The organism is Microbacterium sp. EB106-03-03-XG65 (assembly GCF_058791955.1).
The window spans coordinates 187,258-204,568 of record NZ_JBYTEB010000001.1 but is presented as its reverse complement, the minus strand read 5'-3'; the positions used below and the strand labels follow the sequence as shown (position 1 = coordinate 204,568).

Genomic DNA, 17,311 nt, shown 5'->3' with positions numbered 1-17,311 from the left:
TACAACGCTTTAGCAGATGTAACCATCCGATATTCCCCCTGTCAAGGGCTGCAACCGCTCTTCCATGCACGGCATGGGATCTACGTAGTCGCGACTGTGCTCAAGCGTTATAGTAATGCGATCGCCCTCGCCGGAGGGCTCTGTCGGAAAGGTCCGGACACATGACGCAGCGCCGCGCTCTCGATGCTCGCCTGAGATTCGGGGCGAACTACACGCCGTCGAAGGACTGGATGCACTCCTGGCTCGACTTCACGCCCGACGATGTGCGGCGCGACTTCGGGGCGCTCGCCGAACTGGGGCTCGATCATGTCAGGGTCTTCCCCCTGTGGACGGTGCTGCAGCCGAATCGCACCCTGATCCGCACGAAGGCGATCGACGACGTGCGCGCGATGGTCGACATCGGCGCCGAATTCGGTCTCGACGTCAGCGTCGACGTGATCCAGGGGCATCTCTCGAGCTTCGATTTCGTGCCCTCGTGGCTGTACACGTGGCATGACCGCAACATGTTCACCGACCCGAAGGCCCTCAGCGGGCAGGTCGAGCTCGTGAAGACACTCGCGGGTGCGCTGGGTGACGCGGAGAACTTCCTCGGGCTCACTCTCGGCAACGAGACGAATCAGTTCTCGGCGCACACCCACCCCTCTCCTTGGCCTGTCACGACCGATCAGGCAGGCACCTGGATCGAGTCACTGCTCGGCGCCGCCGAGGGAGCGGCGCCAGGTCTGCCGCATGTGCACAGCGAGTACGACGCGGTCTGGTACATGGACGGCCACGGTTTCACCCCTGCGCACGCCTCACGGCTGGGGGCGATGACCACGATCCACTCCTGGATCTTCAACGGCACCGCGCAGCGCTACGGAGGCCGTTCGATCGCCTCCGACCGGCACGCGGAGTACCTCATCGAACTGTCCCGCGCCTTCGCGACCGATCTGGACCGACCCGTGTGGCTGCAGGAGGTCGGTGCGCCGTCGAACTGCCTCGACGCGGATGAGATGCCCGGCTTCCTCGAGGCGACGCTGCGATCGGCTCTTCGCACCGAGAATCTCTGGGGCGTGACGTGGTGGTGCTCGCACGATGTGAGCCGCGAGCTGGCGGACTTCCCCGAGCTGGAGTACTCGCTGGGCCTGATCGACCAGAGCGGCGCGGCCAAGCCCCTCGGCCGCCGGTTCGCCGAGCTGATCCCCGGACTGCGCGAGCGCGTCGCGGTGCCCGTGCGCGACACCGCGATCGTGATCGAGGTCGATGAGCGCGAGGTGCCGGTGAGTCGGGCAGCGCTCAGCCCTGGCGGTGCGATCTTCCAGGCCTGGGTCGATGCGTGCACCGAGGGTCTCGATCCCGCGTTCGTGACCTCGCACACGGCTCGCGACGACGAGGCGCTGGCCGCGCGCGGCATCCGTCGACTGATCCGTCCCGATGCCACGGCGAGTGCCGTCGACCCCTACGGCTCGGTCAACACCGTCGTCGGGGACTGAACGCGGCGTCGGAGCTGGGCCGGCGTCAGGACCCGGATGCCGGGGGAGCCGTACTCTCGCGTGCGGTGAGAGTCGGCGTCGGCCCCTGGGCGCTCGACAGAGTGGCTCCGGCGATGATCTGCTGCAGCAGCAGTGTCGCCGCCTGCTCGCCGAGCTCGAAGGTGTCGCGGGTCATCGCGGTGATCGACGGGTTGATGAGGCCGGCGATCACCGAATCGTCGAACGAGGCGATCGACACGTCGCGCGGCACGGAGCGGCCCATCTCCTGCGCGACGCGGAGTCCCGCCACGGCCATCACGTCGTTGTCGTAGACGATCGCCGTCGGCCGGAGTCGACCGGACAGCTGGGTCCGTGTCACCGACGACGCCCGAGCGGGTGAGAAGTCGGTCGAGATCACCTCGCCGCTGATGCCGTCCGACGCCATGCTGCGCAGCACCTCGGCGCGCAACCGCGTGTGCTCGAGCTCGGCCGGCCCCGCGATGTAGGCGATGCGCGTGTGGCCGAGGGCGGCGAGGTATGAGAACAGGGTCTCGGCCACCTCATCGTCGGCGATCCACACGCTCGGGACCGTGCCTTCGGGTGAGGGCTTCGATCCGATCATGACGGCGCGGGCGTCGAGTGCGGCGATGCGGTCGCTCCGGGGGTCGTCGTCGCGGGGGTCGATGAGGATGATGCCGTCGACCTGGTTCGACGACCGCCACTGCCGATGCACTTCCATCTCTTCGGCGATGTCGGAGACCAGTCGCAGCTGGAGGCTGACCTTGCTCTCGGAGAGCCGGGACTCGATTCCGGCGATGAGATCGGTGAAGAACGCCTCGGATCCGAGAGAGCGGGCGGGGCGGGCGAGGGCGAAGCCGACGGTGTTGGCCCGTGCGCCGACGAGAGCCCTGGCGGCCGAACTCGGCTGCCAGCCGTTCTCCTCGACGATCGAGAGGATCCGCTGACGCGTCTCGTCGCTGACGCCGGGGCGATCGTTGAGGGCGAAGGACACGGCCCCCGGGGAGACCCCGGCCATGCGCGCGATGTCCGCGATCGTCACGCGCTTGCCGGTTGTCATGGCCCTCACCCTACTTGATCGGTTTAGCAGCTCGGAAGCCGGATGATGCACGGCGAAAAGCGGTACTAGATCGCTTTAGTAAATCAGATAGCATTGACGGCAGCCGCCCTTCCCCGGGCGCGAAACACGTCCCTCACCGTCGAGCCCGGAGAACCGCACCCATGCATGACGACACCTCGCTCACCGTCGGACGCGTCAAGCGCGTGCTCGACGAGCGCATCCGCCCGGCGATCCACTCGGCGGCTGCGCCGCTGACGATCGAGGTGAACGAGCTTCCGGGTGAGCCGATCGCTCCGGTCGATGGCCTCGCTCTCGAGTTCGCCCCGGCATCCGTGCCGAGCATGTGGGGACCGGCATGGTCGACCACCTGGTTCAAGATCACCGGCAGCGTGCCCGCCGACTGGGCGGGCCGTCGGGTCGAGGCCGTCATCGACCTCGGGTTCGACATCAACATGCCGGGCTTCCAGTGCGAGGCGCTCGTCTACCGACCGGACGGAACACCGGTGAAGAGCATCAACCCGCGCAATCAGTGGCTGCCGATCACCGAGGAGGCACACGGCGACGAGCCCGTCGAGCTCTACCTCGAGGCGGCCGCCAACCCCGTTCTGCTCGACTACCACCCCTTCTTGCCCACGCAGGAGGGAGACATCCAGACGTCTTCGCGCGAGCCGCTCTACCGCACCCGGCGCATCGACCTCGCGGTGTTCGAGCGGGAGGTGTTCGAGCTCTCCCTCGACCTCGAGGTGCTGTTCGAGCTGCAGGCCGAGCTTCCCGCGACCTCGCCCCGACGGATGCAGATCCTGCAGGCGATGGACGATGCCCTCGACGTGCTCGACCTGCAGCACATCGTCGAGACCGCCGCCGATGCCCGTGCTCGACTGGCGCCCGCGCTCGCCGCGCCCGCAGAAGCCAGCGCCCACCGCATCTCGGCGATCGGTCACGCGCATATCGACTCGGCCTGGCTGTGGCCGGTGCGCGAGACGATCCGCAAGGTCGCCCGCACCACGTCGTCGATGGCGACCCTGATCGACGAGCAGCCCGACTTCCTCTACGGCATGTCGAGCGCCCAGCAGTACGCCTGGCTCAAGGAGCACCGGCCCGAGGTCTACTCCCGGGTCAAGGCCGCGGTCGAGGACGGCCGATTCCTGCCGCTCGGCGGCATGTGGGTCGAATCCGACACCGTGATGCCGACCGGCGAGTCGCTCGTGCGGCAGTTCTCGTACGGGCAGCGATTCTTCGAGCGGGAGTTCGGCATCCGCTCGAAGGGCGTGTGGCTGCCCGACAGCTTCGGATACTCGCCTGCTCTGCCGCAGCTCATGCGCCGAGCCGGCTTCGAATGGTTCTTCACGCAGAAGATCTCGTGGAACCAACAGAACGTGTTCCCGCACCACAGCTTCCTCTGGGAGGGCATCGACGGCTCGCAGGTGTTCACGCACTTCCCGTCGATGGACACCTACAACTCGCAGCTCAGCGGCATGGAGGTCGCCAAGGCTGCGCGCCAGTTCAAGGAGAACCGCATGACCTCGCGGTCGATCGCCCCGGTCGGGTGGGGCGACGGCGGCGGCGGGACCACCCGCGAGATGACCGGCAAGGCCAGGCGACTCGAGAACCTCGAGGGCAGCGCACGGGTCGTCTGGGAGCACCCCGACACGTTCTTCGAGGCCGCCCGCGCCGAGCTGACGAACCCGGCCGTCTGGGTCGGCGAGCTCTATCTCGAACTCCACCGCGGAACCCTCACCAGCCAGCACGCGACGAAGGCGCTGCACCGCTGGGCCGAGCACGCCCTGGTCGAGGCCGAACTGTGGGCCGCGACGGATGCCGTGCGCACCGGCGCCGCCTACCCGCAGGCCGAGTTCGATCGCCTGTGGGAGACCGTGCTGCTGCATGAGTTCCACGACATCCTTCCCGGCACGTCGATCGCCTGGGTGCACCGCGAGGCCGTCGAGGGGCTCTCCGCGGTGCTCTCGGATGCGCGGGATCTGGCGGATGCGGCCCGCCGGTCGCTCGCGGGCGACGGCGACCGAGAGCTGCTGTTCGTGCCGACGTCGGTCGGCGGCGCGGGTCGCGCGCTGGGCGCCGATTTCGTCGAGGCGCCTGCCCCGGCATCCGTACTCCTCTCCGGGGAAGACGGGGGATGGCGGCTCGAGAACGAGCTGGTCTCGGTGCTGATCTCTGCCGAGGGGCTCATCGTCTCGGCCGTCGACAAGGCGACCGGTCGGGAGACGGTGGCCGAGGGGCGCGCGGCGAATCTGTTCCAGCTGCACCAGGACTTCCCCAACATGTGGGATGCGTGGGACATCGACCGCTACTACCGCAACAGGGTCGATGACATCACCGCCGTCGACTCGATCACGGCATCCGTCGTCGACGGCGCCGCGACCGTCGTCGTGACCCGGTCGTTCTCGGAGTCGACGATCGAGCAGACGATCATCCTCGCTCCCGGATCCCGCACGGTGGCGTTGCGCAACGACATCGACTGGCACGAGACCGAGAAGCTGCTCAAGCTCGCGTTCCCGCTCGACATCCAGGCCACGCACACCGACGCCGAGACGCAGTTCGGCTACCAGTCGCGGGTGACGCACACGAACACCAGCTGGGAAGCGGCGAAGTTCGAGACCTCGATGCACCGGTTCGTGCTGGTCCGCGAGCAGGACTTCGGCGTCGCGCTCGTGAACGATTCGATCTACGGCTACGACACCTCGCGCGAGGTGTCCGACGACGCGGTCACGACCACGGTGCGGCTCTCGCTGCTGCGCGCGCCCCGGTTCCCCGACCCCGACACCGACCATGGTCACCATGCGATCGAGGTGGGCTTCGTGATCGGTGCGGATGCCGCGATCGCGACTGCCGAGGGCATCCGACTCAATTCGCTGCCGACGATGGTGCGCGGCGCTCGGGAGGTCGCCCCGCTCGTGACCGTCGAGGGCGAAGGCATCGTGGTGTCGGGGATCAAGCTCGCCGACGACGGGTCGGGCGACGTGATCGTGCGCCTCTACGAGGCCCTGGGGCGTCGGGTCGTCGGATCGCTCGCAGCCGGTTTCGACCATCAGGAGATCCGCGAGGTCTCGCTGATCGAAGACGTGCTCGACGAAGCGCGCGTCGGCGGTGAGCTGCGTCTGAGGCCGTTCGAGGTGCGAACACTGCGCATCGTGCGCTGAGCGCCCCCGCGACGCAGAGGTGATGACGCCATTGTGGCGGTCGCCCCGTGGGAGGACGATGGGCGGATGGTGACCGTTGACGATGTCCGTGAGATCGCTCTCGCGCTGCCCGGTGTGACCGAGCGCGTCGGCGGTCACACGGGCGAACCCTCCTGGCAGCTTCCGAGCGGTCAGATCGCGTGGGTGCGCGGCCCCAGCAAGGTCGATCTGCGTCAGCTCGCCGACCTCGGGCTCGAGTGGCCCGAGGGGCCGGTGCTGGCCGTGCGCGTCGCGAGCCTCGAAGAGAAGGCGGCGCTGCTCGCCGCAGAGCCGCAGGGGCTGTTCTCGATCCCGCACTTCGACGGATACCCGGGACTGCTGGTGCAGCTCGACGCGGTGGACCGCGAGCGGCTGGCCGAGATCATCGCGGATGCCTGGCTGGTGCGCGCGCCGGTTCTCGTCGCCAAGCAGTGGCTCGCGGAGCGTGGCCTGGACTGATCAGGGCTCGGTCACGTCACGTCGCGACGAGGAACGGACGTGCCGCGACGAGGAAGGCGCGGGGATCGTCGGCCCACAGTCGGATGCGGTCGACATGATGTGTGCCGCCCTTCGGTGCGAGTCCGGGAAGTCGGATCGCGACCGGGTGCTCGAGCTCGATCTCGATGTTGGTCTCGTCCTGCATCCGCTCGGCGTACTCGGTGCCTGTGACACGGGCCTGCTTGGGCTCATCGACCCGGCGACTGATCGCGACCGATGCGATGTCGGCCCAGCTGATGGGCACGTCGAGCTCGAGGCCGCTGCGCACGCGAATGCCCTCTGGGCCGACGGCGTGCGGGCGCATGATCATCGCGCACAGCAGCCCGACCATCCAGGTGACTCCCCAGATGCCGAGGACGAGCAGGGTGATGCGCGCGGCCGGCCACTGGTGGAAGATCAGGTCGAGGATGGGGATCTCGACCGCCGAGAGGCCGATGAAGATGAAGAGCACGGTCAGCACCGGTCGGTGGTAGCCGATGCCGGTGCCGCCCTCGGGAACTGCCGGGCGTCGCGCGATCGCGCGCGCGATGCTCGAGTAGACGCGGAGCTCGGCGATCCAGGCGCGATGCAGGAAGTTGAGGGCGCGCGCGATCGGAGTCGGCGGCGTCGTCAGCAGCTGGTCGGTCACGGCGTGTCCTGAGAGCTTGAGTCGGACGCGGAGCCGGGCGCGGCCGACGCTGCGGCGGTCACCAGATGCTCGAGATGGGCGGCCACGGCAGAGAGGCCGCGCTCGACGGCCGCGCGATCGCGCGGTTCGATCGCCGACAGCAGGGTCTCGTTGAGCTGCAGGTGCTCCTGCTGCATCCGCGCCATCGTCTCGGTGGCCGTGCTGGTCAATTCGACCAGTACGGCGCGTCGATCGGTGGGGTGCGGCGCGCGGCGAACGTGCCCCGACTTCTCGAGCGCGTCGACCAGGCCGGTGATGTTGCGCGGACTGACCTCGCAGAGCTGGGCGAGGGTCTGCTGCGTCGACGGCCCCGCGTGCTGCAGCACCCAGAGCAGGTGCACACGAGCGGTGGTGAGCCCGGTGCCGTCGAAGGCGCGCGCCATGTCTCTCTGAAAGAGCTCGGCGATCTGCAGCAGACGGTCGACGAAGAGTGGCTCCATAGTCGTGATGGTACTACATAGTTACCTAGCTTCACGAGTTGGTTCGCCGCCGACAGCGACTACTCCGCCGCAGGCCGGCAGTGTGGCAGCCGCCGACCAGCCGTGTGGCGGCAGCCGCCGCACGTGCCGGCGGCGATCAGGCTCGCTCGCACGAGGTGCGCGGGCGATCAGGCCGGGTCGAGTCTCAGCACCTCGGGCGACTCGCCGCCGGTGACCTCGTCGGCCACGCGGATGCTGCGCGCCAGGTCGTCGAGCGCGCCGTCGAGGGTGCCGAAGCGCTCGCGGTCACTGCACATGGCCGTCAGCGTCACGAGGTGCGTGCCCGCGTCCCATGTATAGGTCGCGAACGGGGGCGAGGCGGGCGTCGGCGGCATCGCGACGACGAGCTTCTCTCCGGTGCCCAGCCAGCGACTCGAGAACGACTGGGTGTCGTCGTAGTCCATCGGCATCGAGGCTCGGGCGATCCGCACCTCCGGAGTCAGTGCCTGCACAGTCGCCATCGCGACGACCAGCTCGGGGTCGGCCTTCCACGTCCAGACGAGCACGCGTCCGTCCGCCCTGCGCATCAGCATCGGCGCTGCCTGGCTCATCGCCCACGCACCGAGCTTCGAACCCGGGCGCTCCGTCACGCCGATCGCCGAGTTCACCTGCCCCAACAGCATCCGGATCGCCGCCTTGCGATGCCGGCGCCCTTTCCATCCGAGCGAATCCGTCACGGGGATCCACAGCTGCGGGTCGGCGTCGGCAGTCAGTCGCATGACCTCCACGCTAGAGGGTGAGGCTGGGGGATGGCGGTACGCCTCGGCGGCGCGGTCAGGGCGCTCCGGTAGAGTGGCGAGCGCCCGATCGGGCTCCTTGACCGCCGTACCGTAAGGCAGAATGTCTACCTCCGATTCGACGAGCGCTCCCGACACCGGGCCGCGACCGCTGCGCATCCTGATCGGGTGCGACACTTTCGCGCCCGACATCAACGGAGCCGCACGCTTCGCCGAGCGCCTCGCCGCGGGGCTCGTGCAGCGCGGCCATGACGTGCACGTGGTGGCGCCGAACCTGGTGTACCGCCGCACCCCCGCGCGGACCGAGGTCATCGAGGGTGAGCCGATGACCCTGCATCGGCTGCCGTCGGTTCGCTGGGCTCCGCACGACTGGCTGCGGTTCGTGTGGCCGTGGCGCGTCAAGCACTATGCCCGCCGGATCATCGACGAGGTGCAGCCCGATGTCGTGCACATCCAGTCGCACATCGTGATCGGCCGCGGACTCTCTCGCATCGCGCACGAGCGCGGCATCCCGGTGATCGCCACGAACCACGTGATGGCCGAGAACATCCTCGATCACACCACCATGCCCAAGTTCATCGACGATCTCGTGCTGCGGTGGGCATGGGGAGACGCGAAGCGCACCTTCAACCTCACCCGCGCGATCACGACTCCTACCCGCCGCGCCGCGGACTTCCTCGAGCGCACGGTTGAGTTAGAGGGCGTCATACCGGTCAGCTGCGGCATCGACCGCAGCCAGTACACCCCGGTCGTCGCGCCTCGCGACGAGAACCGCATCATCTTCGTCGGACGCCTGACCGCCGAGAAGCAGGTCGAGGTCATCCTCGAGGCGATGACGAAGCTCGACCCCGCTCTCGACGCGTCGTTCGACATCGTCGGAGGCGGGGACCAGCGCAAGCAGCTCGAGACGCTCGCGAACCAGCTCGGACTCGCCGACCGCGTGACCTTCCACGGCCGCACGAGCGACGAGGAACTGCGCGCGCTGCTGTCCCGCGCCTCGGTGTTCACGATCGCGTCGATCGCCGAACTGCAGTCGATCGCCACTATGGAGGCGATGGCCTCGGCTCTCCCGATCGTCGCGGCGGATGCCGTCGCGCTGCCGCATCTCGTGCACGACGGCGAGAACGGCTACCTGTTCGAGCCCGGTAATGCGGATGCGCTCGCGGCACGACTCACCGATGTGCTCACAGCATCGCCCGGCGAGTACGCGCGCATGCAGCAGGCGTCTCTCGACGGCGTCGCGATCCACGACATCAACCGCACTCTCGACACGTTCGAGGCGCTGTACCGCGACGAGCCGCTGCCCGAGTGACGGGACGCGTCATGCACATCGTCTTCTTCGGCGATCAGCACCTCGACTCCCTCGGCGGGGCGCAGGTGTCGATGCGGCTGCAGCGCGAGTTCCTCGAGCGCGCCGGCCACACCGTCACGGTCGTCGCCCCGCGGATGCACGGGTCTCGCGTCGCTGAGGCGAACCCCTGCGATGTCGACCTGCCGTCGATGCCGATCACGATCGACCGCGAGTACTCGATGAGTTGGCCGGGCCGCGGCACCGACCGCTTTCTCGATCGCGAGATGACGCACCGGCCGAGAGTCGACCTCGTGCACGTGCAGGCCGACTTCTGGGGAGCCCTCATCGGCCACAGATTCGCCGCGCGGCACGGCATCCCGGTGGTCCACACGATGCACAACCGGGTGGATGTCGGCATCGCGGCCGTGACCCCGCTGCACCGCCCGGCGCTCGCGGTGCTCAACCTCTGGCGTCGGTCCGCCCTGCGATCGCTCGGCGAACCGGTGGGTGGAAGCGATGGGTGGGCGTATCTGCGCGGCATCGCGACCGGGGCGTCTGCGGTGACCGCGCCGTCGACGCACTTCGCACGTCGGCTCGAGGAGCACGGCGTGTTCTCGCCGGTCGACGTCGTGTGGAACGGCATCGACGACGGCATCCGCGACCAGACCCTCGCGGCCGCTCCGGCGAACCGTGATCCGGGACGTCCGCGGTTCGTCTGGCTGGGGCGCATGAGCCCCGAGAAGCGCCTGCTGCCCTTCCTCGAGGCGTTCGTCGAGTCGGGCATCGATGCCGACCTCGAGATCATCGGCGGCGGGGCGCAGCGTGCAGCCGCCGAGAAGATCGTCGCCGGCATGCCGAACGTGCGCTTCGCGGGCAAGCTCACATACGCGCAGACTCTCGCTCGCATCGCCGCGGCCGATGCTCTCGTGCAGACGTCGATCGGCTTCGAGACGCAGGGGATGACGCCGTTCGAGGCCGCGACCCTCGGCACGCCCTCGGTGATCAGCGATCCCGACATCGCGGCCGAACTGGGCGGCGGGCTCTGGGCGGTTCCCGGGTCTGGGGGAACGGAGGCCCAGCGTCGCGCAGGCCTCGTCGAGACGTTGCGCCGAGCAGCATCCGACATCGTGGCGGGCGATGCTCCTGCACCGGTACGCGAGGTGTCCGAGGCGTTCCGGCAATCGTCGCGCACGGCCGCGATGATCGAGGTCTACGAGCGGGTGCTCGCCGGCTGAGGCGTGGCGCCCTGTGGTTGGCCTGTGGTGTGGCGCCATGGTGTGTGCCGGTTGTGGGGCGTGGCCTTGGCGTGTGGGGTGTGGCCTTGATGTGGCACCTGTTGTCGGAATGGGGGCGTGATAGCGACAACAGGTGTCATGTGATGCCTGATGCCTGATGCCTGATGCCTGATGCCTGATGCCTGATGTGTGGGGTGTGGCCTTGATGTGGCACCTGTTGTCGGAATTAGGGAGTGATAGCGCCAACAGGTGTCATGTGACGTGTGGGGCGTGGCCTTGATGTGGCACCTGTTGTCGGAATGGGCGCCTGATGGCGACAACAGCTGTCATGTGATGCCTGATGCCTGATGCCTGATGCCTGATGCCTGATGCCTGATGCCTGATGTGTGGGGCGTGGCCTTGATGTGGCACCTGTTGTCGGAATCAGGGCGTGATAGCGACAACAGGTGTCATATGAACGACAGCGGAGTCGGCGATCACAAGCGCTGAAAGGCCCGCCGGCTCAGAACGGCAGTCCGTAGAAGAGGTTCGACACCCAGGAGACCAATATCCCCGCGAGCTGCGACGCGGTGATGCCGATCGCGATTCCGGGGAGGAGCTTCGAGCCGGGTCTCCTCACCGCGACGACGCCGAGGAGCAGTCCCGCGAGAGCGACGACGAAGATCAGCCCGTTGCTGATCACTCCGAACGCGCCGATCGCCACCGAGTCGTAGAACCACCGGAAGATCAGCGGATAGGAGACCGTCGTGATCAGCCCGAGGCCGAGCGACACCAGGGCGAGCACGAACGCGAGACGCCCGGTCCCCGCCGACGCCGCCGATCGAGTTGACGCAGACCCCGCAGCCGAGGGCGCCGCCGGGTACTGTGGGGCGGCGTAGTACGGGGATTGCTGCTGCTGCGGCGGATACTGCGCCGGATGCGTCTGCGCCGGCTGCTGCGCCGGATACGGCTGCGCCGGATGCTGCTGCGCCGGATACTGCGCCGGCTGCTGCTGAGGGGGCACGCCGTGCGGCTGTGCGGGTGGCTGCTGAGGGTCGCTCATGCGGTCGAGCGTAGCCGTGCATGTCGGCGAGCCGGAAGTCCTTGGCGGCGCTCAGCGGTAGACGTGACCGGACTGCGCCGCGTCCGAGGTGGAGTGCGCGGCTGCCCGCGACCAGTCGGTGGGCGTCTGGCGGTATCCGTCGCGGCGTACTTCGACGACGGTGGCGACGGCCGCCCAGATCGCGAGGCTGAGGAGGATGACGAGAAGGAACATGGCAGAAACGCTACGGTCGCTCTTGAATCGCCACGAGTGGCAGAATAGACTGCGATCATACGAAACCTGCCAAAGCCAGGAGCTGCCATGTTGAAGACCGTCGCCTGTGTCGTTCAAGACGGATTCGCACCGTTCGAGTTCGGTCTCGCGTGCGAGGCCTTCGGTCTCGACCGATCGAATGACGGCGTCCCCAACTTCGACTTCCGCGTCATCGCCCCGCATCCGGGGGTCGTGAAGTCGAAGCTCGGCTTCTCGATCAACGTCGAGCATGATCTCTCGTTCGCATACGAGGCCGACCTCGTCGTCTTGTGTCCCATCCCGAGGGAGTACTGGTCGCAGATCGATCCGCTGTTGCTCGACCTCGCCCGTGATGCGGTGGCGCGTGGCGCCTGGGTGCTGACGATCTGCAGTGCCTCGTTCATCCTGGGCGCGGCGGGCGTGCTCGACGGGCGGCGCGCGACGACGCACTGGATGTACTCCGACACGATGGCCGAGATGTACCCGCAGATCGACATCGACCCCGACGTGCTCTTCGTGCAGGACGACCGCATCATCACGAGCGCGGGCACCGCCGCAGGGATCGACGCGTGCCTGCATCTGCTGCGTCAGGAGCTCGGAGCCGAGCTCACCAACCGCATCGCCCGCCGCATGGTGGTGCCGCCGCAGCGCGATGGTGGCCAGGCGCAGTTCATCGACCGGCCGATCCCGGTCGTGCAGAGCGATTCGCTGGCGGCGGTCGCCGACTGGGCGGTCGAGCACCTGCGCGATGACCTGGGCGTCGACCAGCTGGCTGCGCGTGCGCTGATGTCTCCGCGCACCTTCGCCCGCCGCTTCAAGGCCGAGTACGGTGCGACGCCGGCGGCGTGGTTGGCGCGCCAGCGCGTGCTGCATGCTCAGCGACTGCTGGAGCGCAGCGATCTCGCGCTCGAGCAGATCGCCGACGAATGCGGCTTCGGTTCGGCCGCCGTGCTGCGGCAGAACTTCTCCCGGGTGCTGGGGACGACCCCGACCGCCTATCGCGCCCGCTTCTCGTGCGTCGACGAGTCGGAGTCCTCGGCGGCGTGAGTCGCCGCGACTGCTGCCGGGTCGCTCAGCGGTCCCAGTGCCCCGGGTTGGGGAGCGCGCGGTAGTCCACGTCGACCCCCTCGGGTGCGACCGCTGCCGTGCAGTACAGCAGCGACTGCGTGGGGTATCCGTGCGGGCGGTTGTCGCGGATGATCGCGCGGTCGTCTTCCGGATCGAGCCGGGCCGACGAGCCCAGCAGTAACGTCCAGTCCGCGACCCAGTCGGGGCTGTCGGCGGCAGGGCCCAGGGCGCGGAACTCCGGCAGCCACGCGGCGATGCGCGGCGTCTCGAGGTCGTCGAGGTCGTCGTGGGCGATCATGTGGATGCCGTGGGTGATCGGCGTCTCGGTCAGCTCGGCGCCGTCCCAGCTCAGCACGCGCGAGCCTTCCGGCCGCACCTCGAGCAGGTTGAAGCCGTGCATCGACAGCGGCGCGATCGGTGAGCGTCCTGCCACCGACTCGAGCGCCAGGGAGCCGCGCGAGACGGCAGCATCGTCTGCGAGGTCGACGACATCGGCGCGGTTGAGCAGCACGGCGAGGCGCCGCGTCGAGGCATCGACGGCGAGCCACGCGCCGCCCGCGCGGCGATCGCGGATGCCGGAGACGCCAGGGTAGGCCGCGGGCCACCACTCGCCGAGAGCATCCCATTCGCGCTGCGGGTCTTCGTCTCTCACCGCGAGCAGACGCGCGGTGTCGGGGCCGGCCACATCGATCACCACAGTGCACACCCCTCGAGTCTAGGAGCGCGGCGAGGCGCCAGGCAGCTGCGGGCCCGCGGCACCGGATGCTGCGGCAGAATCGAAACCGTGAACATCGTCGTCGGGGTTACGGGTGGCATCGCCGCATACAAGACAGTGCACCTGGTGCGTCTGCTCACCAAGGCCGGGCACGACGTGACCGTCGTACCCACGGCGGACGCCCTGCGTTTCGTGGGGACGCCGACATGGGAGGCGCTCAGCCGGCATCCGGTCACGACCAGCGTGCACGACGACGTCGCGCGCGTGCGCCACGTGGCTCTGGGGCAGAACGCCGACCTCGTGATCGTCGCCCCGGCGACGGCGAACACGATCGCCAAGATCACGGCGGGCATCGCCGACGACCTGCTGGGCACGACCCTGCTCGCGACCGAGGCGCCAGTGCTGCTCGCGCCCGCGATGCACGCCGAGATGTGGCGGAACGCCGCCACGCAGGCGAACATCGCGACCCTGTCGGGGCGCGGCGTGCACCTGGTCGGCCCCGCGGACGGGGAGCTCGCGGGCGGTGACAGCGGTCCTGGCCGCATGGCCGAGCCGGAGGAGATCTTCGACGCCGCGCTCGCGCTGCTCGCGCCGCAGGATCTCGCGGGGGTGAGCGTCGCGATCTCGGCCGGCGGCACGCGCGAGCCGATCGACCCCGTGCGGTTCCTCGGCAACCGGTCGAGCGGCAGGCAGGGCATCGCGCTCGCCGCCGAGGCCGCCGCACGAGGAGCTGTCGTGACGCTGGTCGCGGCGAACGTCTCGGGCGACGTGCTGGCCGACGCGCGACACCCCTCGGTGCGGGTCGTCGCCGTCGGCACCGCGGCCGAGCTCGCCGTCGCGATGAAGGATGCTGCGGCGGCGGCCGACATCGTGATCATGGCCGCCGCGGTAGCCGACTACCGGCCCGCGACGGTCTCGGAGCACAAGCTGACCAAGGAGCAGGGCGTGCTCACCCATGTCGATCTGGTCGAGAACGAAGACGTGGTCGCCTCCCTCGCCGTATCGCGCCGCGACGGCGGCGCGCCGCGGACGCAGACGATCGTCGCGTTCGCAGCGGAGACCGCGGAAGACCCGGCCGAGCGGCGCGAGCGTGCTCGCCGCAAACGGGAGCGCAAGGGCGTCGATCTGCTCGCTGTGAACCTCGCGAACGCCGTGCAGGGGTTCGAACGTCGCGACAACGCGGTCGAGGTGATCGGCGCGGACGGCGAGGTCGTGGCATCCGCATCCGGTGCGAAGCGCGAGGTCGCCCGAGTGCTCCTGGACGCCGTGCGTGACGTGCGGTAAACTTGAGTCACGTCCACTCAACTTTATGGGCGTCTCGATCCACACCGTGACAGAAGGAGTCTCCTAGGAGGAGCACATGCCAGGCCCACAGAGCGCACAGAACGACGACCAGCAGTCCGCCCTCGAGCAGTTCGGGATCAACCTCACCGACCGCGCACGTCAGGGCAAGCTCGACCCCGTGATCGGCCGCGACAGCGAGATCCGGCGCGTCAGCCAGGTGCTCACGCGCCGCACCAAGAACAACCCTGTTCTCATCGGTGAGCCCGGCGTCGGCAAGACGGCTGTCGTCGAGGGACTCGCTCAGCGCATCGTCGCGGGCGACGTCGCCGAGTCGCTCAAGAACAAGGAGTTGGTGTCGCTCGACATCTCGGCGCTCGTGGCCGGTGCGATGTACCGCGGTCAGTTCGAGGAGCGCCTCAAGAGCGTGCTCAAGGAGATCACCGAGTCCGACGGCCAGATCATCACCTTCATCGACGAGCTGCACGTGCTCATGGGAGCGGGTGGCGGCGAAGGATCCGTCGCGGCCTCGAACATGCTCAAGCCCATGCTCGCCCGGGGTGAGCTGCGCCTGATCGGCGCCACGACGCTCAACGAGTACCGCGAGTTCATCGAGAAGGATGCCGCGCTCGAGCGACGCTTCCAGCAGGTGTATGTGGGAGAGCCGACCGTCGAAGACACGATCGCGATCCTCCGGGGGTTGAAGGGGCGCTACGAGGCTCACCACGGGGTGACGATCTCGGACAGCGCCCTGGTCGCCGCCGCCGCGCTGTCGAATCGCTACCTGCCGGCGAGGCAGCTGCCCGACAAGGCGATCGACCTCATCGACGAGTCGATGTCGCGCCTCAAGATGGAGATCGACTCGTCTCCTGTCGAGATCGACCAGCTCAAGCGTCAGGTCGACCGCATGAAGCTCGAAGAGCTCGCGCTCAAGCGCGAGAAGGACGCGGCGTCGAAGGAACGGCTCGGAGCGCTGCGCGAGCAGCTCGTCGGGATGGAGAAGGAGCTCGCCGAGCTCGAGGCCCGCTGGGCTCGTGAGCGGCAGGGCCTGAACCGCGTCGGCGATCTGAAGAAGAAGCTCGACGAGGCGGTCACTCAGCGCGACCTCGCGATGCGCGAGGCCGACTACACGCGCGCGTCCAAGCTCGAGTACGAGACCATCAAGCGTCTCGAGCGTGAGATCGCCGAGGCCGAGCAGGCCGAGGCCACGGCCTCGTCTGAGCCGCGCATGGTCAACGAACAGGTCACCGACGAGGACATCGCCGCCGTGATCGCCGCCTGGACGGGAATCCCGGTCGGCCGCCTGCTGCAGGGCGAGAGCGAGAAGCTGCTGCACCTCGAGTCCGAGCTCGGCAAGCGCCTGATCGGACAGAAGGATGCCGTCAAGGCGGTGTCCGATGCGGTGCGTCGTTCGCGTGCGGGAATCAGCGACCCCGGTCGTCCGACCGGTTCGTTCCTGTTCCTCGGCCCGACCGGTGTCGGCAAGACCGAGCTCGCGAAGGCGCTGGCGCAGTTCCTCTTCGATGACGAGCACGCCATGGTGCGCATCGACATGTCGGAGTACGGGGAGAAGCACTCGGTCTCGCGACTGGTCGGCGCCCCTCCCGGGTATGTCGGGTACGAGCAGGGCGGCCAGCTCACCGAGGCCGTGCGTCGCCGTCCCTACAGCGTGATCCTGCTCGACGAGGTCGAGAAGGCGCATCCCGAGGTGTTCGACGTCTTGCTGCAGGTGCTCGACGACGGTCGGCTCACCGACGGGCAGGGGCGCACGGTCGACTTCTCGAACGTCATCCTGATCCTCACCTCGAACCTCGGCTCGCCGATCCTCATCGATCCGACGCTGTCGCCCGACGTCAAGCGCGAGCAGGTCATGGCGCTGGTGCACCAGGCGTTCCGGCCCGAGTTCCTCAACCGTCTCGACGACATCGTGATGTTCTCGGCGCTCAGTCAGGACGACCTCGCGCAGATCGTCGAGCTCTCGATCGATCAGCTGCACGACCGGCTGCGCGATCGGCGGCTCACTCTCGCGGTCACCCCTGACGCCAGGGCCTGGCTCGCCGAACGCGGATACGACCCGCTGTTCGGCGCCCGCCCGCTGCGCCGCCTCATCCAGTCCGAGGTGCAGAACAAGCTCGCCACCGCGCTGCTCTCGGGCGGCGTGCATGACGGCGACACCGTGCGGGTCGATGTGTCGGTGGACGGCGACGGTCTCGTGCTCACCTCGACCGCGCCGGAGCCCGATGTCGAATCCGAGCCCGACGACGACGTGATCGAGGCCGAGCTGCTCGACGAGTAAGGCCGCTCGGCCGCGCCCGGCACGAAAGAGGGGCGGATGCTGTCGCATCCGCCCCTCTTCTCGTCG

The 17,311-nt window shown here is 68.5% G+C and carries 15 protein-coding genes; 8 read left to right on the top strand and 7 right to left on the bottom strand.

What is annotated here, in order from left to right:
* Window positions 1-161: 161 nt before the first annotated feature.
* Window positions 162-1,472 (top strand): glycoside hydrolase 5 family protein, encoded by a 1,311-nt coding sequence (locus AC3WS6_RS00925; RefSeq protein WP_492499208.1) that lies wholly within the window; start codon window positions 162-164, stop codon window positions 1,470-1,472.
* Between the two features lie 25 nt (window positions 1,473-1,497).
* Here the strand turns inward: AC3WS6_RS00925 and AC3WS6_RS00920 are convergent, their stop codons facing one another.
* A complete protein-coding gene (locus AC3WS6_RS00920) occupies window positions 1,498-2,529 on the bottom strand; it encodes a LacI family DNA-binding transcriptional regulator (protein ID WP_492499207.1) in 1,032 nt (343 codons plus the stop codon).
* A 161-nt stretch (window positions 2,530-2,690) separates the two neighbouring features.
* Between AC3WS6_RS00920 and AC3WS6_RS00915 the strand changes: the two genes are divergently transcribed.
* Both AC3WS6_RS00915 and AC3WS6_RS00910 read left to right on the top strand, forming a co-directional pair.
* Entirely contained in the window at window positions 2,691-5,687 is a 2,997-nt protein-coding gene (locus tag AC3WS6_RS00915) for an alpha-mannosidase (protein ID WP_492499206.1), read from the top strand.
* A gap of 66 nt (window positions 5,688-5,753) precedes the next feature.
* Entirely contained in the window at window positions 5,754-6,164 is a 411-nt protein-coding gene (locus AC3WS6_RS00910; RefSeq protein WP_492499205.1) for an MmcQ/YjbR family DNA-binding protein, read from the top strand.
* Window positions 6,165-6,180: 16 nt separating this feature from the next.
* On the opposite strand, the gene AC3WS6_RS00905 is transcribed toward AC3WS6_RS00910, so the two are convergent.
* The 3 genes from AC3WS6_RS00905 to AC3WS6_RS00895 form a co-directional block, all read right to left on the bottom strand.
* Window positions 6,181-6,831, bottom strand: a complete 651-nt coding sequence (locus AC3WS6_RS00905) for a hypothetical protein (protein WP_201470759.1) — start codon at window positions 6,829-6,831, stop codon at window positions 6,181-6,183.
* Complete coding sequence (locus tag AC3WS6_RS00900; RefSeq protein WP_492499204.1) at window positions 6,828-7,310, bottom strand: MarR family winged helix-turn-helix transcriptional regulator; 483 nt, start codon at window positions 7,308-7,310, stop codon at window positions 6,828-6,830. Before AC3WS6_RS00900 ends, AC3WS6_RS00905 begins: the two co-directional genes overlap by 4 nt.
* 167 nt (window positions 7,311-7,477) lie before the next feature.
* Entirely contained in the window at window positions 7,478-8,068 is a 591-nt protein-coding gene (locus AC3WS6_RS00895) for a hypothetical protein (protein WP_492499203.1), read from the bottom strand.
* Window positions 8,069-8,189: 121 nt separating this feature from the next.
* Between AC3WS6_RS00895 and AC3WS6_RS00890 the strand changes: the two genes are divergently transcribed.
* Both AC3WS6_RS00890 and AC3WS6_RS00885 read left to right on the top strand, forming a co-directional pair.
* Window positions 8,190-9,398 carry a glycosyltransferase gene (locus AC3WS6_RS00890; protein WP_492499202.1) on the top strand — a complete coding sequence of 403 codons (1,209 nt, stop codon included), beginning with the start codon at window positions 8,190-8,192 and terminating at the stop codon, window positions 9,396-9,398.
* A gap of 11 nt (window positions 9,399-9,409) precedes the next feature.
* A complete protein-coding gene (locus AC3WS6_RS00885; protein ID WP_492499201.1) occupies window positions 9,410-10,612 on the top strand; it encodes a glycosyltransferase in 1,203 nt (400 codons plus the stop codon).
* A gap of 502 nt (window positions 10,613-11,114) precedes the next feature.
* On the opposite strand, the gene AC3WS6_RS00880 is transcribed toward AC3WS6_RS00885, so the two are convergent.
* Complete coding sequence (locus tag AC3WS6_RS00880; protein ID WP_492499200.1) at window positions 11,115-11,654, bottom strand: hypothetical protein; 540 nt, start codon at window positions 11,652-11,654, stop codon at window positions 11,115-11,117.
* A 51-nt stretch (window positions 11,655-11,705) separates the two neighbouring features.
* On the bottom strand, window positions 11,706-11,867 hold the full coding sequence (locus tag AC3WS6_RS00875) for a hypothetical protein (RefSeq protein ID WP_492499199.1): 162 nt from the start codon (window positions 11,865-11,867) through the stop codon (window positions 11,706-11,708).
* Between the two features lie 87 nt (window positions 11,868-11,954).
* Here AC3WS6_RS00875 and AC3WS6_RS00870 point away from each other — a divergent pair, with 87 nt between their 5' ends.
* Window positions 11,955-12,932, top strand: a complete 978-nt coding sequence (locus AC3WS6_RS00870) for a GlxA family transcriptional regulator (RefSeq protein ID WP_492499198.1) — start codon at window positions 11,955-11,957, stop codon at window positions 12,930-12,932.
* Between the two features lie 25 nt (window positions 12,933-12,957).
* On the opposite strand, the gene AC3WS6_RS00865 is transcribed toward AC3WS6_RS00870, so the two are convergent.
* Window positions 12,958-13,659, bottom strand: coding sequence for an NRDE family protein (locus AC3WS6_RS00865; RefSeq protein ID WP_492499197.1), 702 nt, complete (start codon window positions 13,657-13,659; stop codon window positions 12,958-12,960).
* A gap of 78 nt (window positions 13,660-13,737) precedes the next feature.
* Between AC3WS6_RS00865 and coaBC the strand changes: the two genes are divergently transcribed.
* Complete coding sequence (gene coaBC, locus AC3WS6_RS00860) at window positions 13,738-14,952, top strand: bifunctional phosphopantothenoylcysteine decarboxylase/phosphopantothenate--cysteine ligase CoaBC (protein ID WP_492499196.1); 1,215 nt, start codon at window positions 13,738-13,740, stop codon at window positions 14,950-14,952.
* 76 nt (window positions 14,953-15,028) lie between these two features.
* Window positions 15,029-17,245, top strand: a complete 2,217-nt coding sequence (locus tag AC3WS6_RS00855; protein ID WP_492499195.1) for an ATP-dependent Clp protease ATP-binding subunit — start codon at window positions 15,029-15,031, stop codon at window positions 17,243-17,245.
* Window positions 17,246-17,311 lie beyond the last annotated feature (66 nt).